29 protein-coding genes are annotated in these 23587 nt (G+C 42.4%); 9 read left to right on the top strand and 20 right to left on the bottom strand.

The annotated features are described in order from the left end of the window. Positions 1 to 30: 30 nt before the first annotated feature. Genes ACSVDE_RS05010 through ACSVDE_RS05000 form a run of 3 tightly spaced genes read right to left on the bottom strand, consistent with a single transcriptional unit; the run spans position 31 to position 3188 of the window. A complete protein-coding gene (locus tag ACSVDE_RS05010) occupies positions 31 to 1569 on the bottom strand; it encodes an acyl-CoA carboxylase subunit beta (RefSeq protein ID WP_439299860.1) in 1539 nt (512 codons plus the stop codon). A 47-nt stretch (positions 1570 to 1616) separates the two neighbouring features. Then, complete coding sequence (locus ACSVDE_RS05005; protein WP_439299859.1) at positions 1617 to 1829, bottom strand: biotin/lipoyl-containing protein; 213 nt, start codon at positions 1827 to 1829, stop codon at positions 1617 to 1619. 12 nt (positions 1830 to 1841) lie between these two features. Then, entirely contained in the window at positions 1842 to 3188 is a 1347-nt protein-coding gene (locus ACSVDE_RS05000; RefSeq protein ID WP_439299858.1) for an acetyl-CoA carboxylase biotin carboxylase subunit, read from the bottom strand. 166 nt (positions 3189 to 3354) lie between these two features. On the opposite strand from ACSVDE_RS05000, the gene ACSVDE_RS04995 reads away from it, so the two are divergent. Beyond that, a complete protein-coding gene (locus ACSVDE_RS04995) occupies positions 3355 to 3885 on the top strand; it encodes an N-acetyltransferase (RefSeq protein WP_439299857.1) in 531 nt (176 codons plus the stop codon). Positions 3886 to 3945: 60 nt separating this feature from the next. On the opposite strand, the gene ACSVDE_RS04990 is transcribed toward ACSVDE_RS04995, so the two are convergent. From ACSVDE_RS04990 to ACSVDE_RS04975, 4 genes are all read right to left on the bottom strand, one after another. Beyond that, positions 3946 to 4563 (bottom strand): RsfA family transcriptional regulator, encoded by a 618-nt coding sequence (locus tag ACSVDE_RS04990; RefSeq protein WP_439299856.1) that lies wholly within the window; start codon positions 4561 to 4563, stop codon positions 3946 to 3948. Between the two features lie 103 nt (positions 4564 to 4666). Beyond that, positions 4667 to 5425: an enoyl-CoA hydratase/isomerase family protein gene (locus tag ACSVDE_RS04985; protein ID WP_439299855.1), complete on the bottom strand. Its 759-nt coding sequence runs from the start codon at positions 5423 to 5425 to the stop codon at positions 4667 to 4669. Between the two features lie 196 nt (positions 5426 to 5621). Then, complete coding sequence (gene rpmF, locus ACSVDE_RS04980; RefSeq protein ID WP_226551278.1) at positions 5622 to 5795, bottom strand: 50S ribosomal protein L32; 174 nt, start codon at positions 5793 to 5795, stop codon at positions 5622 to 5624. A gap of 52 nt (positions 5796 to 5847) precedes the next feature. Next, positions 5848 to 6375 carry a YceD family protein gene (locus ACSVDE_RS04975; protein WP_439299854.1) on the bottom strand — a complete coding sequence of 176 codons (528 nt, stop codon included), beginning with the start codon at positions 6373 to 6375 and terminating at the stop codon, positions 5848 to 5850. 192 nt (positions 6376 to 6567) lie between these two features. Between ACSVDE_RS04975 and ACSVDE_RS04970 the strand changes: the two genes are divergently transcribed. Then, on the top strand, positions 6568 to 7797 hold the full coding sequence (locus ACSVDE_RS04970; protein WP_439299853.1) for a nucleotidyltransferase: 1230 nt from the start codon (positions 6568 to 6570) through the stop codon (positions 7795 to 7797). 53 nt (positions 7798 to 7850) lie between these two features. Here the strand turns inward: ACSVDE_RS04970 and ACSVDE_RS04965 are convergent, their stop codons facing one another. Both ACSVDE_RS04965 and ACSVDE_RS04960 read right to left on the bottom strand, forming a co-directional pair. Further along, positions 7851 to 8879, bottom strand: coding sequence for a SepM family pheromone-processing serine protease (locus ACSVDE_RS04965; protein WP_439299852.1), 1029 nt, complete (start codon positions 8877 to 8879; stop codon positions 7851 to 7853). Further along, positions 8866 to 9660 (bottom strand): patatin-like phospholipase family protein, encoded by a 795-nt coding sequence (locus ACSVDE_RS04960; protein WP_439299851.1) that lies wholly within the window; start codon positions 9658 to 9660, stop codon positions 8866 to 8868. The genes ACSVDE_RS04965 and ACSVDE_RS04960 overlap by 14 nt, the downstream gene beginning before the upstream one ends. Before the next feature lie 120 nt (positions 9661 to 9780). Between ACSVDE_RS04960 and ylbJ the strand changes: the two genes are divergently transcribed. Beyond that, on the top strand, positions 9781 to 11004 hold the full coding sequence (gene ylbJ / locus ACSVDE_RS04955) for a sporulation integral membrane protein YlbJ (RefSeq protein ID WP_439299850.1): 1224 nt from the start codon (positions 9781 to 9783) through the stop codon (positions 11002 to 11004). Between the two features lie 20 nt (positions 11005 to 11024). On the opposite strand, the gene coaD is transcribed toward ylbJ, so the two are convergent. Together coaD and rsmD are read right to left on the bottom strand one after the other, a co-directional pair. After that, the gene (gene coaD, locus ACSVDE_RS04950) at positions 11025 to 11510 is read right to left on the bottom strand and encodes a pantetheine-phosphate adenylyltransferase (RefSeq protein WP_226551285.1); all 486 of its coding nucleotides are present in this window, start codon (positions 11508 to 11510) and stop codon (positions 11025 to 11027) included. Beyond that, on the bottom strand, positions 11503 to 12081 hold the full coding sequence (gene rsmD / locus ACSVDE_RS04945) for a 16S rRNA (guanine(966)-N(2))-methyltransferase RsmD (protein WP_439299849.1): 579 nt from the start codon (positions 12079 to 12081) through the stop codon (positions 11503 to 11505). Before rsmD ends, coaD begins: the two co-directional genes overlap by 8 nt. Positions 12082 to 12514: 433 nt before the next feature. On the opposite strand from rsmD, the gene ACSVDE_RS04940 reads away from it, so the two are divergent. Beyond that, positions 12515 to 12892, top strand: a complete 378-nt coding sequence (locus ACSVDE_RS04940) for a DUF7147 family protein (RefSeq protein WP_439299848.1) — start codon at positions 12515 to 12517, stop codon at positions 12890 to 12892. Positions 12893 to 12896: 4 nt separating this feature from the next. Here ACSVDE_RS04940 and ACSVDE_RS04935 read toward each other — a convergent pair whose 3' ends face one another. Further along, positions 12897 to 13172 (bottom strand): YlbG family protein, encoded by a 276-nt coding sequence (locus tag ACSVDE_RS04935; protein WP_439299847.1) that lies wholly within the window; start codon positions 13170 to 13172, stop codon positions 12897 to 12899. Between the two features lie 94 nt (positions 13173 to 13266). Here ACSVDE_RS04935 and ACSVDE_RS04930 point away from each other — a divergent pair, with 94 nt between their 5' ends. Next, entirely contained in the window at positions 13267 to 13587 is a 321-nt protein-coding gene (locus ACSVDE_RS04930) for a hypothetical protein (protein ID WP_439299846.1), read from the top strand. 64 nt (positions 13588 to 13651) lie between these two features. Here ACSVDE_RS04930 and ACSVDE_RS04925 read toward each other — a convergent pair whose 3' ends face one another. Then, entirely contained in the window at positions 13652 to 14092 is a 441-nt protein-coding gene (locus ACSVDE_RS04925) for a YlbF family regulator (protein WP_439299845.1), read from the bottom strand. Positions 14093 to 14708: 616 nt separating this feature from the next. On the opposite strand from ACSVDE_RS04925, the gene ACSVDE_RS04920 reads away from it, so the two are divergent. Continuing rightward, positions 14709 to 15524 (top strand): ATP-grasp domain-containing protein, encoded by an 816-nt coding sequence (locus ACSVDE_RS04920; RefSeq protein WP_439299844.1) that lies wholly within the window; start codon positions 14709 to 14711, stop codon positions 15522 to 15524. Positions 15525 to 15527: 3 nt separating this feature from the next. Here ACSVDE_RS04920 and ACSVDE_RS04915 read toward each other — a convergent pair whose 3' ends face one another. From ACSVDE_RS04915 to ylbD, 3 genes are all read right to left on the bottom strand, one after another. Next, the gene (locus ACSVDE_RS04915; RefSeq protein ID WP_439299843.1) at positions 15528 to 15959 is read right to left on the bottom strand and encodes a hypothetical protein; all 432 of its coding nucleotides are present in this window, start codon (positions 15957 to 15959) and stop codon (positions 15528 to 15530) included. Between the two features lie 157 nt (positions 15960 to 16116). Then, positions 16117 to 16344, bottom strand: a complete 228-nt coding sequence (locus ACSVDE_RS04910) for a YlbE-like family protein (RefSeq protein WP_439299842.1) — start codon at positions 16342 to 16344, stop codon at positions 16117 to 16119. An 18-nt stretch (positions 16345 to 16362) separates the two neighbouring features. Beyond that, entirely contained in the window at positions 16363 to 16779 is a 417-nt protein-coding gene (gene ylbD / locus ACSVDE_RS04905) for a spore coat protein YlbD (protein WP_439299841.1), read from the bottom strand. Positions 16780 to 16928: 149 nt separating this feature from the next. On the opposite strand from ylbD, the gene ACSVDE_RS04900 reads away from it, so the two are divergent. Continuing rightward, on the top strand, positions 16929 to 17417 hold the full coding sequence (locus ACSVDE_RS04900; protein ID WP_439299840.1) for a PaaI family thioesterase: 489 nt from the start codon (positions 16929 to 16931) through the stop codon (positions 17415 to 17417). A 723-nt stretch (positions 17418 to 18140) separates the two neighbouring features. Here the strand turns inward: ACSVDE_RS04900 and ACSVDE_RS04895 are convergent. The 3 genes from ACSVDE_RS04895 to safA form a co-directional block, all read right to left on the bottom strand. Then, the gene (locus ACSVDE_RS04895) at positions 18141 to 19184 is read right to left on the bottom strand and encodes a CAP domain-containing protein (protein ID WP_439299839.1); all 1044 of its coding nucleotides are present in this window, start codon (positions 19182 to 19184) and stop codon (positions 18141 to 18143) included. A 165-nt stretch (positions 19185 to 19349) separates the two neighbouring features. Then, the gene (locus tag ACSVDE_RS04890; RefSeq protein WP_439299838.1) at positions 19350 to 19787 is read right to left on the bottom strand and encodes a CBS domain-containing protein; all 438 of its coding nucleotides are present in this window, start codon (positions 19785 to 19787) and stop codon (positions 19350 to 19352) included. A gap of 8 nt (positions 19788 to 19795) precedes the next feature. Continuing rightward, a complete protein-coding gene (gene safA, locus ACSVDE_RS04885) occupies positions 19796 to 20413 on the bottom strand; it encodes a SafA/ExsA family spore coat assembly protein (protein WP_439299837.1) in 618 nt (205 codons plus the stop codon). Between the two features lie 162 nt (positions 20414 to 20575). Here safA and ACSVDE_RS04880 point away from each other — a divergent pair, with 162 nt between their 5' ends. Both ACSVDE_RS04880 and ytvI read left to right on the top strand, forming a co-directional pair. Further along, the gene (locus ACSVDE_RS04880; RefSeq protein WP_439299836.1) at positions 20576 to 20938 is read left to right on the top strand and encodes a YugN family protein; all 363 of its coding nucleotides are present in this window, start codon (positions 20576 to 20578) and stop codon (positions 20936 to 20938) included. A 122-nt stretch (positions 20939 to 21060) separates the two neighbouring features. Next, complete coding sequence (gene ytvI / locus ACSVDE_RS04875; RefSeq protein ID WP_439299835.1) at positions 21061 to 22122, top strand: sporulation integral membrane protein YtvI; 1062 nt, start codon at positions 21061 to 21063, stop codon at positions 22120 to 22122. Between the two features lie 165 nt (positions 22123 to 22287). Here ytvI and ACSVDE_RS04870 read toward each other — a convergent pair whose 3' ends face one another. After that, entirely contained in the window at positions 22288 to 23484 is a 1197-nt protein-coding gene (locus ACSVDE_RS04870; protein ID WP_439299834.1) for a GNAT family N-acetyltransferase, read from the bottom strand. Positions 23485 to 23587 lie beyond the last annotated feature (103 nt).

Here is a 23587-nt window from a genome sequence, read left to right as displayed (position 1 = left end):
TGATCTTCAGCAAGCATTCAAACTTTGGAGTTATACCGGATACACCGGGTGCTTACGTTCACTGAACGTCATTTCTTTGGATTCGTACATGCTATATCGATCAATCAACTCTTCACGAAGGTCATCTCCTGAAACGATTTCATCCACAATCATCTCAGAGGCAAGCTTGTAGATATCAATATGTTCTTTGTACTCTTGATGTTTCTCTTGAACATATTTCATTCGTTCCTTCGGATCTTCAATTTCATTGATCTTGTTGGAATAAACCGCGTTCACGGCAGCTTCTGGTCCCATGACGGCAATTTGCGCTGTCGGTAATGCAATACAGCAATCAGGCTCGAATGCAGGACCTGCCATTGCATACAGACCTGCACCGTATGCTTTTCGGACAACGACCGAGATCTTCGGAACGGTCACATCACTCATCGCTGCAATCAACTTCGCGCCATGACGGATGATACCTGCACTTTCCACCTTCGTCCCGATCATGAAACCTGGTACATCCGCAAGGAACAATAACGGAATGGAGAAGGCGTCACATAATGTGATGAACTTCGCCGCCTTATCGGCTGAATCGACAAATAGGACCCCGCCTTTGACTTTAGGCTGGTTGGCTACGATACCGACTACTTTTCCGTCGATTCTCGCAAAGCCCGTCACCATCTCAGGTGCAAACAGCTTTTTCATTTCATAGAAGCTTCCTTCATCCACTAGGCCGTCGATGAATTCATACATATCAAACGGTACATTCTGGTTTTCTGGAACGATTTCGGATAGATTGCGCCCTTCCTTCGGGATGACCGCTTCTACCTTTTCAGGCTTATGCTTGTAATTGGATGGGAAGTATGAAAGATAAGAGCGCGCAGATTCAATCGCTTCCTCTTCATTATGCGCGAGTACATCTCCACATCCACTGACGCTGCAATGCATGCGTGCGCCGCCCATCTCTTCGAGTGTCACTTTTTCCCCGATGACCTTTTCGGCCATACGTGGTGAACCTAAGTACATGGATGCATTCTGATCGACCATGATGACCGTGTCACAGAATGCCGGAATGTAAGCCCCACCTGCTGCTGATGGTCCGAACAGCACACAAACTTGCGGAACCATTCCGGACATTTTCACTTGATTGTAAAAAATCTTCCCTGCTCCTCTTCGGTTCGGGAACATTTCAATCTGGTCAGTGATTCGCGCACCTGCCGAATCGACCAAATAGAACATCGGTACTTTGAGGCGCATCGCTGTTTCCTGGATGCGGATGATCTTTTCAACCGTTCTGGCACCCCAAGAACCTGCTTTAACAGTTGAATCGTTCGCCATCACACAGACCGTCTGACCATTCACTTTACCGATCGCTGTGACAACACCATCTGCCGGAAGGCCTTCAGCCTGGTTATTGGCAAACTTTCCATCTTCAACTTTATAAGATCCATCATCAAACAATAATTCAAGACGCTTTCTTGCGAATAGCTTGTTCTGCGCCTTCAGCTTTTCATGGTACTTCTCCGCACCACCGGCTTCAATTCTTGCTTTCGTCTCTTGCAATGTTTCATTTATCGTTTTCAACATCTGAATCCTCCTTCATTGCTAGTGAGAGAACGAGCGCTCATTCATTTTTATTTCATGACGACGAGTACGTCACCTTCATTAACGAAATCACCGACATTTACATTGACAGTACCTACTTCTCCTTCTTCTGTCGTTTCAATCGGGATTTCCATTTTCATTGACTCAAGTGTAAGAACAGCTTGTCCTGTTGAAACATTTTCTCCTTCAGATACCAATACATTCAATACTGTTCCTGCCATAGATGCTTTAATCTCTTTCATGTTGTACCACTCCTAATTGTTTACTTTTGTTTTTACTTGGTTCAGGTAATTTGTTGTGTAATTCCCTTTTTGGAAAGACTCTTCATTCAGGATTGTCGTGAATAAAGGCCCATTGTGCTTGATCCCTTCCAATTTCCATTCATTGAAGAACGAAATGGACTTTTCTAGAGCGTCTTGACGGTCTGTTCCATAGATGATGACTTTTGCGACCATCGGGTCATAGAAAGGTGTTACCTGGGTTTGTGATGCAAATCCAGTATCCACTCGAACACCATCTGCTGTAGGATAATCGAATGTCTCGATTTTTCCTGGAGAAGGCATGAAGTTGACTGGATCTTCTGCATAGATTCTGTACTCGAAGCTATGACCTTTCGTTGTCAACTCTTCTTGCTTTTTCGGAATCGGATTTCCTTGCGCGATCTTAACCTGCCATTCAACGAGATCCAATCCTGTAATCATTTCTGTGACAGGATGCTCGACTTGTAAGCGGGTGTTCATCTCCAAGAAGTAGAAGTTCTCTTCTTCATCTACAATGAACTCGACAGTACCCGCATTGGTATAGTTTACATGATCCCCTGCTTGGACGGCCGCTTCACAAATCTGTTGGCGGACTTCATCACTCAAGAAAGGAGATGGTGTTTCTTCAATGACCTTTTGATGTCTTCGTTGGATCGAGCAATCCCGCTCGAACAGATGGACGACATTCCCATGGTCATCACCGAAAATCTGCACTTCAATGTGGCGACTGTTCGTAATGAATTTCTCCATGAACATTTCGTCATTACCGAAGTATGCTTTTGCACGATTCTGGCTGGAAACGAATGCGTTCCGCAACGACTTTTCATCTTCACAACGCTGCATGCCAATTCCTCCGCCACCTGCACTTGCTTTGATCATGACTGGATAGCCAATTTCACCCGCAAGCTTGACAGCTTCTTCAACATCTTTCAATGCCCCGTCACTACCTGGAACGACAGGAACGCCTGCTGCTTGCATCGTTTCTCTTGCTCTCACTTTGTCCCCCATCGCTTCTACCACATCTGCAGAAGGTCCGATGAACGTAATGTTAGCGTTTTCAACTTCACGTACAAAATTTGCATTCTCGGATAGAAATCCGTACCCCGGATGGATTGCGTCGACTTTTTCTGTTCGTGCAACCTCTAATATCCGTTCGCTGTTCAAATAGGATTTTGCGACTGGCGGCTCACCTATTTCATATGCAATCTTAGCATTTTTCACGTAAGGAAGGTCACGGTCGGCTTGTGAATAAACGATCACAGGCTCGATTCCTAGCTTTTCGCATGTTTGTACGATTCTTGCTGCGATTTCTCCTCTGTTCGCGATTAGTATTTTCTTCAAACGATCTCCTCCTACTCCAATGGGCTACAATCTACTACTTTCAACAAGAATAGGGTAGATTCCTGTAGAAATCTGCAGAAATTTTTCACTATTGCAGAATTTTTCGTAATTTTATTATATAATAAAGTTAGACATATAGGGAGAGTAAATGAAGGGGGATGCGATTATGTATAAAGTGCAAAAACTTCTCGTTAACTATAAAACCCTTGAGGAATTCAAAAAATTCAAGGAATACGGGATTCAGGAGCTATCCATGCTCGAGGACCTTCAAGAGAATATCATCGAAAACGATAGTGAATCACCGTTTTATGGAATTTACTACGGAAACAAGCTTGTTGCTAGAATGAGTCTTTATCGAATTGACGGGCATTATGACCGTTATTTCGATCCACCACAAGACTACTTGGAATTGTGGAAGTTGGAAGTATTGCCTGATTATCATGGAAAAGGATTCGGAAGCGCGCTCGTCCAATATGCCAAGTCTTACAATCTACCTATCAAAACGAACGGACGACAACGTTCTAGCGAATTCTGGGAAAAGATGGGCTTCAATTCCGTCACCTACAACCCGAATCGTGACCGCGGTGAGAACCCTTATGTATGGTATCCTGCCGGTGTACACGAGCAACAAGACGCCACGACGAGTGAAGGTCCATTGAAGGAAATGGATCTATCCTCAGAAAGCATAGAATCTTAAAACGTAAAAAAGTGGTCGATCAATAATGATCGGCCACTTTTTTCTTATGGGGTATATCGATTATTTCTCTACCTTCTGGAGGTTTCCGTTATAATCCATCTGGAACTTTACTTGTGAAGCTTCTTCATCGTCTTCTGTTATCGCCATTTTTCTCGCTCTGTCCATGAAATTCAATAATACCCTGTAATCTTCATGTACTTTTTCGTATTCATCCTGGACTTTCCTGATCTGACACTCGAGTTCTTTATTCTCCTCAGCCAATTGAGCATAATCTTCCTTCAATTGTTGGTATTCTTCCAATATGGATTCTGCATTCATTTCTGTTTCTTGTATGTTTTGCAAATAGTTTATGACATCCTCCATACATAAACTTTGATTGTCGGTATTCATGACTTTTACTTGATCCTTTTCAGGTTGTGCCGACTTTTTCTTCGACTTGGACGAAGCTTGATTTGCTTGTTTGCGTTGTTTTTTTGCGATGGTGATGGCTGCATCATATTTTTTCCGTATTAAAGAATTCCACCGGAAACCGCATGCAGCAGGTGTCCTTGATAATTTCTTCCCTACCTCTTCAAATGCCGCCAATTGAGTTCCACCTTCACGTATATGTCGGAGAACGACTTCAGCTAGCAATAGATCTTCATCGTGATTCCATGCATCTTGGCGTGTGGAGCCCATCTGCATCCCTCCATACATTTCTACTTTTATAACCAACATATGCACATAGTAGAAAAGATAGACTTCGTTCTAGTAAAAGATGCAGGAGCACCAATAGGTTGAATTAACGCCGCTTCAGGAAGGCAGCGACAGCCTCGTGGTGCTCATCTGACGCCCATAACTTGGAGCACTCACGGATTTCCGCTTCCATGTTTGCTTTTGTTTTCTGGAGATTGATCTGATCGAGTCGACGTTGCTTGTAGGCCTTGAGAACACCGATTGTTTGATTGGCGATCGGTTGTAGCCAAGTCTGGAATTCATTTTCCGTATATCCGAGTTCTTTTTGAATGAATCCTTTCGCAACTCCTTCTGCAGCCGTGTATTTTTCAGAGCTGAGCAGCCATTCGAGTGCTGTATCATTCGCCACCCTTTCCATGAGGAAGGTGGTTCCTCCCCAGCCAGTGGTAATCCCTAATGTTCCCTGAATGAAACCGAATTTTACATGTGGAGCGGCTAGCCTGAAGTCACACGCTGAAGCAATTTCACACCCTCCGCCGACCGCCACGCCATTCAACAGCGCGATCGTCGGTTTCGGAAAGGTGAACAGCTTGAATAAGACATCCCCCATTCTGGACAGCATCGTATAGGCCTCTTCTTCTGTATGCAATTGATGGAACGCCGATAAGTCTCCGCCAGAACAGAACGATTTGTCGCCTGATCCGGTTATGACAAGGACTTTTGCGTTGTCATCATGCTTCAGTTCATCAATCGCGTTGTCGAGCAGATCCATCATTTCGTAATTTATCGCGTTGTATCGTTCTGCATGATTGAGTGTAATCCATCCGATTCCGTCTTTTACTTCCACTAGCAATTTGTTCACCACAGTCGTTTCCCCGCCCCTTCACAGCATTTTATTTAACATTATACACGTTTTAGAAAAATAACCGGGTTCAAAAACCACAGCTATCGCCTCTATGTGGTATCGATATCGGTGTTTCTCTGTTTTCAGTACCAGCTAGCGGCCTCTCTATGCCCAATAAAAAAACAAGGAGGACAATTCCTCCTTGTTATCTTATAACTTACTTTTCAACTACTTCTTTTCCTTTGTATGTGCCACATTCGCCACATACTCGGTGAGAAAGCTTGTATTCGCCACAGTTAGGGCATTTGACCATTCCAGGTACTTTCAACTTATAGTGTGTACGACGCTTGTTTTTACGAGTTGTAGAGGTTCTTCTAAAAGGTACTGCCATGGTTTTCCACCTCCTTGAAGGAATTGTTCAGCTAGAGCATCTCAATGCTTCTTCACTTTTCATCATTTTTATCAAAGAATTTGGCCAATTCGGCCATCCTAGGATCAACTTTTTCTTCTTGATCCGGTTCTTCCTCAACGACATCCCATCCTTTACCAGATGGTGGTGCGGGAGGGTTGTCCGTTGGTTCAGAGCTGATGACCTTCAACGGCTTTTCCAACAGAATGTTTTCCTGAATATAAGGTATCAGGTCCACTGTATTTCCTTCAACGACGTGGATGTCCTCTTCATTCGCATCCATTCCATGATCAGGGTCGAACATGAAAATTTCAGTCGAATGGATATGGAACGGGTAGAGCACATCTTGGAGCGTTACCGAATCCGGCAACGTCATCGCCCCTTTGATCGTCAGATGGAATACAGCACGATTTTGGTTGACTTCCGCGTTCCCAGTTATGTGGACCGGTGTCAGATCGCGGATTTCAGGCTCCAAATCGCTTATTGAATCCAACTCAATGGTTTCATCAATTTCTAGTCCTTTACGTTGAAAACTTCTCAATTGTTGTATGGACCATTTCATTTGTCATCACCTCAAGGCAACAGTAGTAATTATAGCTTTCCACAAAAAAATTGTCAACATTTTTTCTTTACAGTCGTTTTCAATCTTTCGGCAGAATTTGGTACAATAGAATTCCACATTCATATTTACTTTAAACATACCAACAGTGTAACGCAAACTCTTTTTTACTACCAAATTATAAGGAGTCAAAATATGAAGGCATTAGGTTTAGTGGTGGAGTACAATCCCTTCCATAATGGACACTTCTATCATCTCCAGCAATCCAAACAGTCCTCTCAAGCGGATGTGACGATTGCGGTCATGAGCGGGAACTTTCTGCAACGGGGAGAGCCCGCACTCGTGTCAAAATGGACGAGAACCCGCATGGCACTTGAGGCTGGCGTGGACATCGTTGTAGAACTTCCATACGCTTACGCTACACAACGGGCGGATCGCTTTGCTTACGGGGCGATCTCCATTCTGGATGCGTTAAAGACAGATGAAGTTATTTTCGGCAGTGAATCCGGAAATATACAACCTTTTATTGAAACCGTCGACTTTTTGAACACACATGAAAAAGAATACAACGAGAGCATACAGGAGAATGTCAAGAAAGGCATCAGCTATCCAGCAGCCGCTTCAGAGGCATTCACTCAACTCACCAATCGACCTGAGGATATCGTAGATCTCTCACAACCAAACAACATCCTTGGCTATCATTACGTGCAATCGATCCAACACATCAATCCGGACATCAAGCCCAATACGGTAAAAAGAACAGGCGCAGGCTACCATGAACATGGTGAAGGTGAGAATGATATCGCCAGTGCGACAGGTATCCGGAAAATGCTTTTTGATGGGGATGCAGACTTATCTTCCATTCAGCGTTTCGTTCCGGCATCTACATACACCGGACTAACCCAACATCAAAAAGAATTCGGTCATTTCATGAATTGGGAGCGATACTTTCCCCTGTTGAAACACCGAATCATTACATCGACAGACGAAGATCTGAGACAGATTTATGAATGTGTGGAGGGAATTGAAAATCGGTTGAAGGAGTGTATCGTTCATGCAGGAACGTTCACGGAATTCATCGAACGGGTCAAAACGAAACGATACACATGGACTCGATTGCAAAGGCTCTGCACCCATATTCTTACGAATGCAAAGAAACACACGATGGAAGTCGCACTCACCGAAGCCCCTTCGTATGTCCGACTATTAGGTATGAGTCCGGACGGTCAAGCGTACTTGAACAGTGTTAAGAAAGACATGAAACTCCCTCTTGTCAGCATGCTTTCGAAATACAGTGACCCATTTTTCGAATTGGATAAGACCGCAACGAATACCTACATTCTCGGATATCCGAACGAACAGCACATTTCACTATGGAAACGTGAATACGCCACACCTCCTATACGACTCCATGTAAACACATAAAAAAGAGCCGGACATCCGTTCTTCTACGGGTATCCGGCTCTTTTCCTACTATCTCATTCGCTGTGTTTAAGTTCTTTTAAATAATCGAGGGCATCCTTGAATGTTTTTACAGGGACGATTTCCATATCGGTATTGATATCCTCTGCAGCTTCTTTTGCTTCTTTATAGTTGTCAGCAGCTACGGGTGAAAAGAATACATCCGCTTCCGCATTATCTGCTGCCACGACTTTTTGTTTGATTCCGCCGATCGGTCCGACTTCCCCTTTTTCATTCATTGTACCTGTACCCGCTATGTGATACCCCTTCGTCCAGTCTGTGTCCGTCAATTGATTGTAGATTTCTAACGTGAACATCAAACCAGCTGAAGGACCACCGATCTGGTTCGTATCAATCTTCAGTTTTGGATCGGTTTTGATTTCAGTGAACGTGACAGGGTAAGTGATGCCGATGCCGGCACGTTCATCACCATCTTCGTCCATAAGCTTTTCAGGGAATGGTTTCAGTGGGATGTTCACCTTTTCTTCCTTCGAATCACGGACTACCGTCAATTCCACTTCTTCATTCGCCTCAAACTTCTTCAGCCCTTCGACGAGTTCTTCTGCTGTTTTGATTACTTTTCCGTTCAATTCAGTTATGAGATCTCCTACATTCAATAGATCATCTGCAGGCATACCTGAAATGACACCCGTTACGAATACGCCTTTATTTTTGATTTCAATTTCCTTATCCGCTTCCTTATAGGCGACGATGGTTGCTGCGTGTTGAGAGCTTTGCATCAATTGCAGTTGACGGGACTGATATTCTTCTTCCGTCTCATCTGAACCTCTGATATGATCCTCCGGATACACCTCTCTATAGTCGCTCAGCTTTGCCCATAAGTATTTGGCTCCATTCGCTTTTCCGACCAATACCGTTGTCAACATGAAGGTGCCTTCAGCTTCATTCCTGTCTTCCACTTCGATAATTGGAGTGAGTTCCTTTGCATCTCCAGGTTGTGTGAAATAATACGGAATCGGTACGAACGCCAGTAATATTGCGAGTAGGAGACCTGCCCATGGCCAATAACCTCTATATCTCTTCATTCTGTTTCCTCCAGTTTTGTATTACAGCTTCGATATCCGCAATTCGGCCATTCGTTTCTTTTTCGCCGATTTCGATGATCTCTTCTATGTCTTTGAAAGCGGAGGCACTGAAATTTTCCACATGGGGCCTGATCAAGACATCCGTCGTGATTTCATGTGCTTTGACCAATTCGCGCTGCATGATATCGATGCTTTGCATGATCACATCGAAAATCGTACTGATCTCAGGATTCTGTTTAATATGGGAAATGTCGACGGCAATGATGATATCTGCTCCCATTTGTTTCACGACCGAAACAGGTACACGATCGATGACACTCCCATCCACCAGGAGCCGTCCGTCCTTCTTATACGGGACAAAAATTCCAGGTACCGCAATGCTCGCTCGAACAGCTTCTGAAATCAAGCCTTCCTGGATGACGACTTTTTCCGCCTTCAGCAAGTCGGTCGCGATGATTGAAAATGGAATATCGAGCTCTTCTATCTTCTTCCGTTGGGTCAAGGCATAAATCAGCTGCTCGACTTTCTTGCCCGAAACGAACCCCATCTTCGGAACAGTATAATCCATATAATACCTTCTACGAAACATTTTCGCCATCTTCACCATCGTGGCGGGCTCGTGACCAGTACAATAAAAAGCTCCTACAAGTGCCCCCATACTGCTACCTGCTACCATGTCAATCTTGATACCTGCATGATGGAGCGCCTTCAAGACGCCTATATGTGCAAACCCTCTGGCTCCACCCGAACCGAGTGCTATACCGATTTTAGGTTCCTTCACAGCACGTCCTCCTTCGTGTAGGGACAATTGGTCTAATCTGTACAAGCGTACGTATAAATAATAGGGACAACTTCTTCTAGATCGCCTATATATTTAGACTATTCATAAGGAGGCTTTAGATTGTACCTTTCGCGCATAAAAAATCTGATCATCGCCCTTCTGACGACCTTATTCGCCTTCTCTATTATGATATACCCTAAAGCCGCCTTCGAATCATCCTTGAAAGGGCTTGAAATGTGGTGGGAAATCGTCTTTCCTTCCTTGCTTCCATTTTTCATAATCAGTGAATTATTGATTTGCTTTGGTGTCGTCCGTTTTATCGGAGTTTTAATGGAGCCGATCATGAGGCCATTGTTCAACGTACCTGGTTCAGGGGGGTTCGTATGGGCAATGGGGTTAGCTTCAGGATTTCCTGCAGGTGCCAAGTTGACCGCCCGTTTAAGACAAGAAAAAGAAGTGACACAGCACGAAGCTGAACGTTTGGTCGCTTTCACCAATTGTTCCAATCCTCTTTTCATCCTCGGGGCTGTAGCCGTAGGGTTCTTTCATAATGCAGAACTGGGTATCCTGCTTGCCGCTTCACATTATATGGGTAACATCATCGTCGGTATCATCATGCGATTTTATGGATCATCTGAAATCGCGGCACCGGTTTGCAGGAAGCCGACAAAAATCAATCTATTCATGCATGCATTAGAGCGAATGTATCACGTCAGACAGATGGATCCCCGTCCGTTCGGTAAACAAATGGGAGATGCAGTGAAACATTCGATTCAAACGCTGTTGATGATAGGTGGGTTCATTCTCCTATTTTCTGTACTGAACAGAATGTTGACGGAATTCAATATTACGATGTTATTCGCTACCATTTTAGCTTCAGTGGCTAGCCTGATTGGTTTTTCTCATGACATCATTTCGCCATTCATCTCCGGATTGTTTGAGATCACGCTAGGAAGTAAACAAATCAGCGAGACATCCAGTTCCGCACTATTACAACAAGCGATCGTCGTCAGCTTCATACTCGCTTTCAACGGCTTTTCCGTACAAGCTCAAGTGGCGAGCATACTAGCTGAGACGGACATCCGGTTCAAACCATTTTTCCTTGCGAGGATCATGCATGGATTCATAGCTTCTGTATTGACTCTGATCCTATGGAAACCACTTTATTTGAATCATGGTCATCAACCCACCGTGGTTGAAACATTTTCGACTCATCCATCGATTTCATGGATTTATGATGCCTGGGAAAGCCTGCTATCGGTCGGTGCATTGATTACATTCATCAGTCTGCTAGGTTATGTAACCTTACACTGGAAATCACTCAAATGGAAATCCGCCAGGTAAAAGCTTATGTATCTAACGCATTATTTAGCAAACTTCTTCTTCAGCGCTTCTTCTACGATTTTAGGGACCAAGTCGGAAACAGGAGAATGATATTTTGCTACTTCCTTTACGATGCTGGAGCTTAAGAAGGAGTATTGATTATTTGTCATCATGAAGAAGGTTTCCACAGATTCATCCAACTTTCTGTTGATTGAAGTGATCTGCATCTCGTACTCGAAGTCAGAAACGGCACGGAGTCCTCTAAGAATGACTTTTGCACCAGTCGTTCTCACATAATCCATCAATAGACCATTACAAGTATCCACTTTTATGTTGGGAAGGTCCTTCGTCGTTTCTTTGATGAGTTCCATCCTTTCTTCAACTGAAAACAATGAACTCTTGCTCTGATTATTCGCCACTACGACAATCACTTCATCAAAGACACTTGCACCTCTTTGTATGATGTCGAGATGTCCATATGTAATCGGGTCAAAGCTTCCCGGACAGATTGCTAGCTTCTTATTCATGTGTCATCGTCCTTTCGTCCTCATTCACAAATATTGTAACCGCTGTTGTACTGTTATATTGCTCATGTTTATGCATTTTACAGGTACCGATTTGCTCAGGTAGTCGAAGTTTCGCATCGTGCTCAGCCACAATCAGTGCTTGTGACTCTAACAGATGATGTTCGACGAGGAATTCAATTTCTTTTGCGATCTTCTGTTTCCTATAAGGGGGGTCTAGAAAAACGTATCGGAATCGAATCTCTCTTTTTCGAAGCGCTTTCAAAGCTCTGTATGCATCATTTCGGAACACCTCTACCCGATCCACCACATCAAATGTTTGGATGTTTTCTTTGATCGTTTCAATCGCTTTCGGTTCTGCATCGACAATCGTGGCCTGTTCTACCCCGCGACTTAGCGCTTCGATGGACAGAGCTCCACTGCCTCCATATAGATCAAGGGATCGTCCACCCTCGAAAAATGGACCGATCACATTGAAGATCGATTCGCGTATTTTATCCGATGTAGGTCTTGTACCGGTTCCCGGAACTGCCTTCAATCTTCGTCCTTTAAAATCACCAGATATGATTCTCATTTCGTATACCTCACATCGTTATATTTTCCTCCACTATCCTACCATAAAAGAAGCAAATTCTTAAATACAGTGTATATCTGTTTTTGAACTGTACAATAATAGGATTAACAACATCATAGATGGTGTTGTTAGTTGAACCACGGAGTAAGCTTAATTTCCCCATAGGCTTAACTCCGGTTTCTCCTCTCCCATTGTTCCATTCTTACGGCGAAAAAACATTTCAATGATGTTTCCAGCATGTTTTGATATGGAACAGCCCGCAGGCATTCCTACCTGCGGGCATTTTTTTATGGGTAGATGAACATATGTTGAAGAACGCATTTCCACGACTCTCCTGATGGCCTACAACCCTATGGAATCGGTAAATGGAGAAATCGTTCACACATCAATGGATTCGTGCTACAGTATGTATGTAATGAAAGGAGTCTTACATATGATACAACGATTCATAGAACTAGGTGAGGGTTACTCAGACCTATACGAACTTATTGAACTAGCGGATACGAATGAAGCCCGACTGAGTAAATTCGTTGCGCTGAAAACAGTCAAAAATGACCAAGAAATCTGCTCACTTGCCATCGTTCTGCAACCTGCAGGTGAATCCAACTTCCAACCGATCTACATCTGTCGGGAAGGGATTCGCGAACACTCGAAACGTTGGGACCTATTCGAGCAATGTGCTGTGCGCCATAATAAAGAAATCCAACTCTTGGAGGTTCGTCCGTCGAGTGGATTTAATGAAATCGACCTATATTATCAGTACCTTACGGGTATTCTGAGATTGCAACATATCATTCCTGCCTGGCAATAATGTTTTATAACCCGATTTTATAATCGTATTCTTTTGCCTTGTCCGGCATTGCGTTTTGATATTCAGTCTTGATATGCGCCTTATGTGAAGGCTCTACCTTCTTGACGAAGTGTAGTTTTTCAATCTTTTCGATGATTCGCTCCTTTTGAGCGGTATCACAATAAAGTACTGCATATTTCATACGCTTGGAAACATAATGGATGTTCCCGAATTTCCGAAGCTGTTTTATGTATTTTAAAGAATGTAGCCAAATCGCTAATCCTGTCCGGTTCGTCAGCATAAGCACACTCCTTTATCCCGGTTTTTATTCAGTCTAGCACGAAGATCGCTGACATGGCAATCTCAATTATCGATTATCCAAGGTGTGTGGTGAAATGGATCTTGATAAGGTATGGACTGTTTTCATCCAAAAACTTCAAAAAGAAGATGGTATTCAATCTGTTGAAAAAACACAGATGGCAGGAATTCCATTCTTCTATTTGACGGTTCACGAGGATATAGTCCATAAACAAATGCAAAAGCTGATCGAAAAGGCAGCCGTTCAAGCTATGAAAGGAAAAAGGCTTCATTCCGAAATGATTTTTGTTAGGAAAGAAAACAATGTATACGTATACCGAGGTAGATTCTTCGTACCCCAGGAAAAGATGTTCTGCTGCGGCAACCTATGCCATGACTGCATACGATTCAGGAGTTGAATGATCCTTCTACCTATCAAAAAAAGGGAAACCCGAACGGGTTTCCCTTTATCGATTAAGTACATCAACCACAGCCACAAGATCCACCGGAACCACAGCCTCCACCACATGACATGTTGTCAAAGAATGGATTTCCTGTAGGGACCTTGATATTCTTGGAGACTTGACCTGCGATGATTCCGCTGATTTCATTCAGCAGTTTTTCGAGGGCTTTCTCCGCGACTTTATATTCGTACACTGTATCCAGGAGATCGACTTCACGCTTAAGAACTCGGATATCCTTCGAAACCGTCTTGTAATCCGGATGATATTTACCGAATCGCTGGACTTCTTCGTACTTCTCCTTCATCTTGCTGAACTCATATATGAGGCGCTGGGCCTTTTTATCATTCTGAAGCTTTCGTTTAGCTTCTTTATATTGCTGTGCGACATCTGAATGGACCACCATTGCTGCAAGTTCATCTGCACCATCCAGAATCTCAATGCCTTCAATTGTTGCTAACATGTGATACACCTCCACCCTTTTCAATGGGTTATCACTATTATGCCACACAATCGCCACACATTTCCATGCTTCTAACCGAATCGATTCCAACTACTTGCAATACAACCATTCAAGGGAGGGTATTTCGTTTAAAAAGGCTCTTATCTGAAAGATTATTGCTTTTTAGTGACTTTTAGAAACTGACCTTGTGCAAGTTGATTGGAGAGCAAGGTGCGAGACTCCAGCGTGCCTACTACCTGAATAATCTCCTGGCAAGGCATGCGACGAGGAAGCTCGCTCCACAGGACTTTCTTGTAGACGCAGGAGCACAAATGGCTTCTTTGAAAATGTATCATTTTTGTGTTGACATCCTGTGCAAGTGAGTGGGCTCACCGCACGCCCCGCGGAAAGCGAGCATCCTTGAGGGAATCGACAACTTTTAAAGAAAACTTGGCGAGACCAAGCCTTTTTTAGGGTCGAGTCCTAGTTGCCCTTATACTGAAGAAAGTATTTTATACTTTCTTCAAGTGCAAGAGCAACAAAGATTGAGATAACAGCCTTTTAAAAAATCAATTGACAGAATGTATGAATGACCATATAATTTTCTCGTTTAGTACATTTTTTAGGGGATAGAAAATTGAAATTAGTAACGTTTAATCCGTTTCGCACCATCGGTATTCCTGGCGTCCATTACATCAAACCGGAATTGATGTTCCGTGAAAGTTCTTCTATCAAAGACGCTGAAGTCATCCTGTATCCTGAACACTGGCAAGTGAATTCCATTGTGTATGGATTGAAGAAACCAGTGTTTCCTAGCGTAGAAACCATCCATCTTGGATATGACAAGGTGGAAATGACCAGAGCTTTCTGGACGGTATGCCCAGAACACGTTCCCTATACGGAAATCTTAGGTAGATCCGAATCGAACATCAGACATGTTTTGGATACATTTCCTTTTCCATTCGTTGCAAAAGAACCTCGCAACTCCATGGGTAGAGGGGTATTTTTAATCAACTCGGAAGAGGACTTCCTTAAGTATTCTGAAAAAAACGAAACATTCTATGTGCAAGAATACTTGGAAATGGACCGTGACTTGAGAGTATGTGTCATTGGTGACGAAGTTGTTGCCGCTTATTGGCGAGTTAGCGAAGGCTTCCATAACAATGTTTCAAAAGGTGGTCTTGTCGATGTCAATCACATACCACAAGAAGCGTTGGAGTTGACCATGCAAGTCGCGAAACAGTTGAATGTGAATCACGCAGGCTTTGATCTTGCCTATGTGAATGGGAAGTATTATTTCATTGAATTCAATACATTGTTCGGAAATGATGCTCTTCGAGAAATGAAAATCAACTTGCAAGAAAAGATTTTTCAATATCTTTTGAAAGAATTCAAACCGTTACAACCGCCGAATCCATTCGGTTCTAAACAAGTGACGCCACTGAGCTCATAATATTCAACGGACTTGTACAAAAAATTGCTTTTCCAAGCCATCGATTTTTTCACCATCGGTATCGACAAGGGATACGCGGATATGGTGGTTTCCTTTGGCTAGATCCTTAATAACAAATGCAGCTTTATATACCGGAAAGGGTTTTTGATGATTGACAGAGATCTTCAAGTACCCTTTTTTGTCGTGCTGAGATTTCCCTTCCCCCTTGGTGAATTCAAATCCCGGAACATAACATTCTACGGATATATCGTTGTTCGTCACCATATGCCTGACTGTCATGCTCAATTCTTGGGCTGGATTGGTCACTTCCATCGCCTGAAACGAATCCGGTCTTGATTCAACGACGACTTGTTGCAATTTTTCATCATGATCCCATTGGCAACCGGACAACAATGCTATGGTAATAGTGGATAACATAATACGATTCTTCATCATGATCAGGTGACACCTCCTCACCCGATATCTTTTGCGGACCATAAAAGATTTATCCACTTGCTTGTCCAAAATAAAAAGGCTGACTCGTAAGTGCTATTAGCCTCGCAGCCTAAATGGTTCTGGAGGTGTGGAACACTTTTATTTGAGTCAACCTGCGTTATTGTTTTGCAAAAAGCTGTAAAAGCTTAGAAAAGGACTCGATTTGTCCATTCAATCGGTCCACTCTTTGACCGAACGTTTGACCATAGAAGGTTTTTGCTTCTTCTTCAAGTTCCTGGATGGAAGCAGGATTACGAGACAATTTACGATACCAGTGGGGTTGTTCTCGGATGATGAATTTCAGATCCGGCCGTTGATCCAAGTATTGGATGATTTCTCTCCGCATAGTTCTTACTCCCTTATCCTAGTCTTTGAAATATTGATTAAATGGGTTGTTATTCGTCGGTGGTCTCGTCGGACCTTTCGATTGGAAGGACTGGAGCATCTCTTGAATGCCTGTTACTGCAGAACTGAACTGAGATACATACTCCCTCACTTCTTCCATATCGAGGTTTTTGAACATATTCAATAACTCCCCAACGGACAGATCGTTGACACTTGTTCCTTTTTTCTTCGTTTTTTCTTTTGTATTTGCAACCCCTATTTTTCGCTCAATGTATTGACCCCATTGCTCATGGTCTTCACCAAGTAAGTTCCATTCTGTAAAGACTTCTTGCCATGACTGGTTGCCAGTTTTTACGTGATCGATTAATCCAGGGTGTGAGCGTACAAACATCTTGAATTGTTCGACCTTTACGTTTTTATTCGCTTGCTTACTCACCTTAATGCCTCCCCATTACGTTCAACTCAAGCCTACAGTATATAGTACAATGAAACACGTTATTATGTTCGCCTATTTTATAGTTGCGGAACGTATTTTTTCATTGATAAACTTACAATGCGCATACATAAAGGAAAAGAGGAACCCATATGGATTTGAATAAAGAAATTCTAAACAAGGTGCAAGATGTCCTGACTTCAGCAACCGATGAAGATAAACGTGTTCTGACACAAGTATTAAATGGCCTTCAATCCAAACACAATGGTGAATATAAGACTTACATAACAAGTTTCATGAAGACGAGCATACAGGAATCTGGTGAACAGCTTGAAATGAGTATTCCGATTACACCGTTTCTTAGTAATTCCGTAGATATCGTACATGGCGGATTCACGGCTACACTTGCAGACACAGCAATGGGTACCCTCGTCAATCGAAGGATTCCAGAGAATCTGGTTGCAGTCACTTCAGAGATGAAGCTGAATTATATCGCTCCTGGTGTTGGTGAAGCTTTACGCTGTGAGGCTACCATCCTTCATCTGGGGTCTAAGACTTCCGTTACAGAGTGTAAGATTTACAATGATGTAGGAACACTCGTAGCAGCAGCCTCAGGCAGTTTTTATTTGATCCCCAGATAATAAAAAAGGCTGGTCTCAAGAGAACGGGTTCTGATACCTGTCACAAAACCGTAATTTACTTAAGAAATTGCATATGGAAATGCATAGATAATTGCACTGTATTTCATATTGTATTAGATATAAAATAAGCCGAACTTTCAATCCATTACGGATCGATGTGCGGCTATTTTTTTCAGTTTTTTAAACTAAAGCGCGCGATAATTAATGAAGAATGACTAATTCATAAATCTAACGGACATTGAGGACCTTATTTCTATAACTTATTCATTTTCACTAAACTTAACGGACATATGATACCTTATTTGGTCCAAAATCATCAAAAACAATATACTTTTTAAAGAATAGCGCATCTGATGTCCGTTTGCACACCGAAATTGGCGTTTTTGTCACAAATAACGGATCTGATGTCCGTTAAACCCTATCTCCCACCTTCAACAATCCTGTCCATTTGTTGAATAACAATAAGTTTAAAAATCTTGATTACCTTCCGCATTCTAACAAAAACAATTAATAGTAAAATGCAGGTCAATTTGCAAACATACAGGGGATTCTGTAAGGTTACAAATTGTTCTATTTGAGCAATAATCCTTATTTATCAACAAAAATAGTGCCTCAAATTGCTATGCAATTCGGGCACATTTTAGTCAACATATTTATTGTTTGTGATAGATAACCGAACCGGCTGGTCTCAAGCTTTTTCTCTAGAGAACCAGCCTTTACATTTTATTCAAATGGAACAATGAAGTTCTGCGTGTAATATTTTTCATAGACTCCAACACCAAGATGTGTGAAGTCTTTATTCAGCAAAGCCTTTCGGTGTCCCTCACTGTTCAACCACCCGATTACAGCTTCAATACCGTCAATATAATTCGCCGCTATGTTTTCACCCGCTTGGAGATAACGAATATCCCCATTTTCTAAACGGTCTGATAAACTCCCGGATATCGGTGACTCATGAGCAAAATAATTTTCTTCACTCATTTCCTTACTGTGTCCGTAAGCGACCTGAGCTGTATTCTCATGCCACTGTAACGGTGCCTGACCGTATTGCTGGCGGATGACATTTGTAATTGTGAAGATTTGTTCCTCTTCCCCATCCCGGATCTGCTTCCGCTCATCTGACGAGATTTTAGGCTGCTCAATCAATTCACCACGGTACTCTAAGGAATATGGTCGTTGCATGACCAAAACTTTTGGATCCAGGTAACGGGCACCTACCAATGTACCGTCAAATTGATCCAAATACAATTGCGCCCAAATACCGTTGATTTTCACGAGAGGTCTCGTATTCAACTCTTCTTGTGTCAGCTCGAACCGATAACGATTCCCATCAACATTCAAAGGGACTTCTCCTTCTATGTTCACCTTCGATTGTACTTCGGACGTCTTTTCACCTATTTTCAGTGGAGATATGTCGATATTCTTTCCGAGTACGAATACCGTTACAATCTTCCCTTTTTCCACCCCAAACTGGATATATTGGTCTGGATTTTGCTCATAAATCCACCATTGGTACCCATAAGAGGAAGAATCGATGCGATCTGGTTCACCAAGTTCAGCAATCAGCTCTTCCTGATTCATGGAGAAGTAATGATTTATGCCCCCTTCAGGAAGATCCAGATTTTCTGAAGCAGAAGAATTTTCGACCGACTCCTGTTGGGCTTGGTTTTCTTTATTTACTTCCGGGAGATGCTTCAGGTCTTCGTACAGAATACTGAAACCATACATGATAATGGCAATAACGATGATCAACCCGAAACTCTTCATCTTAGCCCTCCCCCATCCATCGTATAGACTTTAACCTCACATTACATGAAAGAGGCCAGGTTGTCTATTTGGACAAACCAGAAGTGTTTCTATACATCCTATTCAACATCGTAATGATTCATACAAAAAAGGTTGACCTTCTGTAAGGTCAACCCGCTGATCATCTTAGTGATAAGGTTGTTGATCTGGATCTGCCTCAGATATATCCGTTAATGCTACACCAGCTTGTTCATTGGTTTCTCTATGCTTCGCGAGATCTCCAAGTGAGACAATGCCAATGAGCCGGGTTTCTTCAACAATCGGGAGTCTGCGAATTTCATGCTGCATCATTAAATGGATTGCCTCATCCACCGACATCTCAGGAGTTCCAGTAATGATGTGATCACTCATCACATCTGTGATTTTCGATGCATTAGGTTTCTTTTCCGCTACACCTCGAACCACGATATCCCGATCTGTAATCATTCCGACTAACTTGTCATTTTCACAGACAGGAATAGCACCGACATGATCGTCCTTCATCTTTACAGCTGCCTCATAAACATTGTCCAGTACGGTACAAAAGTCTACTGGCTTGGTCATGATGTCTCTTAATTGTTTCATTCGATCACCTATTTCCTGATGAACATTTGTGTCCAATAATACCTTCCGGAACCACCCTTAGCATAACCGACACCAATGTACGTATAATTCGAACTTAAGATATTTTTCCTATGACCTGGACTCTTCATCCAAGCATCCACGACCGCTTGTGCGGAGGTTTGTCCCATTGCGATGTTTTCACCTGCGGATGTGTAGTTGATATTGAAATCCCGCATCATTTCGAATGGAGATCCGTATGTCGGTGATTGGTGAGAAAAGTATCCGTTATTCTTCATATCATTGGATTTGTATCTCGCCACCCGTGATAATTGCCAATCCGCTTTCAATGGTCCGAGGCCATTCTCGGCACGTTTTTGATTCGTAAGTTTGATGACCTCATATTCAATCGACTTGATCTTCTGTTTTCTCGGAATATACACTTTATCTCCAGGATAAATCAGATCAGGATTTTCAAATTGGGGATTCGCATTGATGATTTCAGACAACCCGATTTGAAACCATTTTGAAATTTTCCAAAGTGTATCTCCAGATTTGACGATATGGACTGATTGACCTTGAGCCTGTGCAGGTGATTGAAGACAAAAACTCAACATCAATGCTAATGCTACAACCATCCATTTCTTCATCTCATCTCCTCCATTTCACCGTTTAGTTTGACCAATTTTTCAATTTCTTTTCAGTTTTGATTGCAATTTATTTCAAATCAGTTGTGGAAAGATTGCATCTTTAACAGTTTCGTACTATTATAATGAAGGAAAGAACATATCGAAGGATGTGGAGGATTACTCATGAAATTTGAAGAGATCGGCTTGGCCGGCAAGGTTCTGGACTTTGAAATGCTTGAGCATTTGACGAATGAGGTTGGTTTCGTTCGAGCAGGCCAATGGGATTACGAACGCATTACATACGATTATAAGTTTGAAAACATGGATACGGGTGAAGTCTTCTACTTGCGTGTTCCTTGTTATGCTGTCGAGGGTGAAGTGGAAACTGGACATGCACTCATCAAATTGATGGAACCATACTTAGGGAAGCATTATTATCCTCATGGTGTCGAGTATGATGAAGATTTCCCAAACAAGATCGTAAGTACTTGTAAGAAGCTCTTGAATCAGCTAAAAGAAGAAATCGATAAACACCATACGGATTAATGGAGAAGGTCTGGCTAAGCAGTCAGACTTTTTTTGTTGAGAATTAAAGAAAGATGTCTGTTCATATTTTCACATTACCCATATAATATATAGTAAGGAGTACAAGGGGAAGGGGGACTATATTGAAACAACTGACACCACGTAAACGTTGGATCGTTTATACATTGATTACACTTATCATTGCAGCACTATTCATCTGGATTTTACCGATTTCTCTCCCGATCGTCTTCGCCCTTTTAACAGCGTTTTTCTTAGAACCTGCCGTGAGGATGTTACAGAATCGGTTCTCCCTCAAACGAAATTTTTCTGCTTTCATCGTCTTCATGCTTTTTGTCATTTTAATGGGGATGGGCAGTTATCTTCTCGTTACGAAGGTTGTTACCTCAGCAATCAATTTCATCGAAAATTCTCCGATGTATATTTCTGAAGTGAACAATGTCTGGGATGATATTGAGCAAAATTTTGAAAAAGCTGCACAAGACTTGCCAGAGGAATTCGTCATTGAAATCAATAATCAAGTTAATCAGTTCTTGGAATCGATCAGGGGAAAATTACTTGAAAAAAATTATGTCGAGACGCTTACATCTCTTGTATCGCTAATACCGAGTTATTTAGTGAGCATCATCGTCTATTTGATCACCCTATTTTTGTTCCAATTGGAATTTCCTCGCTTGCGCCGTCAATTCTATTCTCATCTGACAGAAAAGACAGCTGAGAAAGTGCATTTTATGACAACTAGACTATCTTATGTTGTCTTCGGCTTCATGAAGGCGCAATTTCTCGTGAGTATCGTCATCTTCATCGCTGCGTTGGTCGGTCTTTACATTATCGTGCCGGATGTAGCCTTATTGATGGCTTTCATCATTTGGATCATTGATTTCATACCGATTATCGGATCCATTGTGATTCTTGGCCCCTGGGCTATTTATTACTTATTGATCGGCAACATTGTCCTTGGGACAAAGTTAGCTGTTTTAGCAGTCATTCTTCTGATCATCCGAAGAACAGTCGAACCGAAAGTGATGGGACACCATATCGGTCTATCAGCGCTTTCTACACTAATCGCTATGTATCTTGGTTTGAAACTGCTTGGACCAATAGGCTTTATTGTCGGTCCACTCATTTTGATCCTGTTCAATTCAGCGAAAGAAGCGGGTATCGTCAAAACGAATTTTAAAATATGAAAAAGGTGACCTGAACGTTACGAGCTAAGCTTCGGAAACGTCGGTCACCTTTTTTAGTTTTGTGTGACAGGCGAGACCAAGCCTTTTGTAGGTCGAGCCTTAGTTGCCCTTATACTGAAGAAAGTATTTTGTACTTTCTTCAGTATAAGGGCAACAAAGTTTATCTTAAAAGAAGTCATACAAAAACGGTTTGTGGGAGCCGATCAACTTTTCCAACCGCTCGATTTCCGTCTTGCTACCTGAGATCCACCCTTGCTCTGCTAATTCTGATGGTCGCATACAGTGGAAGAACATTGTTGATAAAGCATTGATATCACATAAGACCCCTCTCTTGGGCTCTTGTGTACAGCTGCTGTGGTCCTTAGGTGGAATATGCTCTACTTCATTCTCAGCATCCTCATTCATTCTAACGATGAAAACCCCATTGTTCCATTCAGCGAATGAATCCGTCACTTGGAAGATGAAGGGCTTTTCATCTACAGGCTTTTGAAAAGGATATTCTTTCAAGAATTTTTCGACATCAACGATCCGGCTCATAAAATAAGAACTGATTTCTTGTTTGATTTTAGGGTCCGACATCCAAAACGCAAAGCTCTCATGGACAGGTGGGTGTATCGTAATCTTATCCACCATCGAATCGTGATTGGAAACATAATCAATCATCGCCCGTTTAGCTTCACCATTCAGATTGATCCACTCCTCAATCTCCATATGCTCTTTTTTGACTTTATAGATCATATATCCCTGATCGACTCCATTGACGTCCTGATAGACGGCTACGATCTCTCTCTCGTTAGGTAGAATGGATTGTTTCCACCATAACTCAGATCGCTTCAACATCCCTGAATAGTCTTCTGCATATCGTTCATACATCGCATTCAATCGTTCGATATCATGATTGATCCGGAATACTCTTCCTGAATAGTCCAGTTTCCTCTTCGGTAACTGTACTGGCTTGATTTCATATTTCATCACTTGATGGGTCATCTCCCATCCATAATTCCGATAGAACGCAAAAGAAAAAGGATGCAGCATAGAAACATATTGTCCTTTCTCCTTCATGACTTCAAGTGATTTCCTCATGAGCGCTTTAATATGACCTTTCCTTCGGTGTTCTGGCCATGAAGCAACTCCAGCGATTCCACCCATCGGCATTTGCTTTCCAGCAAGCCAGATTTTCATCGGATGAATGGTCAATTTCGAAGCCATTTCTTCCCCTTCGTACAGTGCCCAGCAATTTTCCAGCTCCAACAACGATTTGCGATTCTCTACATCCTCATCCGACAACTCATATTGGAATGCAAATTCTCCCATCCGTAAAAAATCTCTGAATTCATCATCTCGTATCGTTCTGATTTCCATATGTAATGTGTACCCCCTTGTTGATCCCTCTCCACTAATATTTCACCAGAAGAGCTGAAAACCCTTTATCCAGCTTAGTTAATAAGCTTCGTTTGAACTAAAA

The sequence above is a fragment of the Pseudalkalibacillus sp. Hm43 genome (assembly GCF_051842935.1).
In the GTDB taxonomy this organism is placed as follows: Bacteria; Bacillota; Bacilli; order Bacillales; family Fictibacillaceae; genus Pseudalkalibacillus.
The sequence above is the reverse complement of the archived record's forward strand: the minus strand, read 5'-3'. Positions and strand labels throughout refer to the sequence as shown.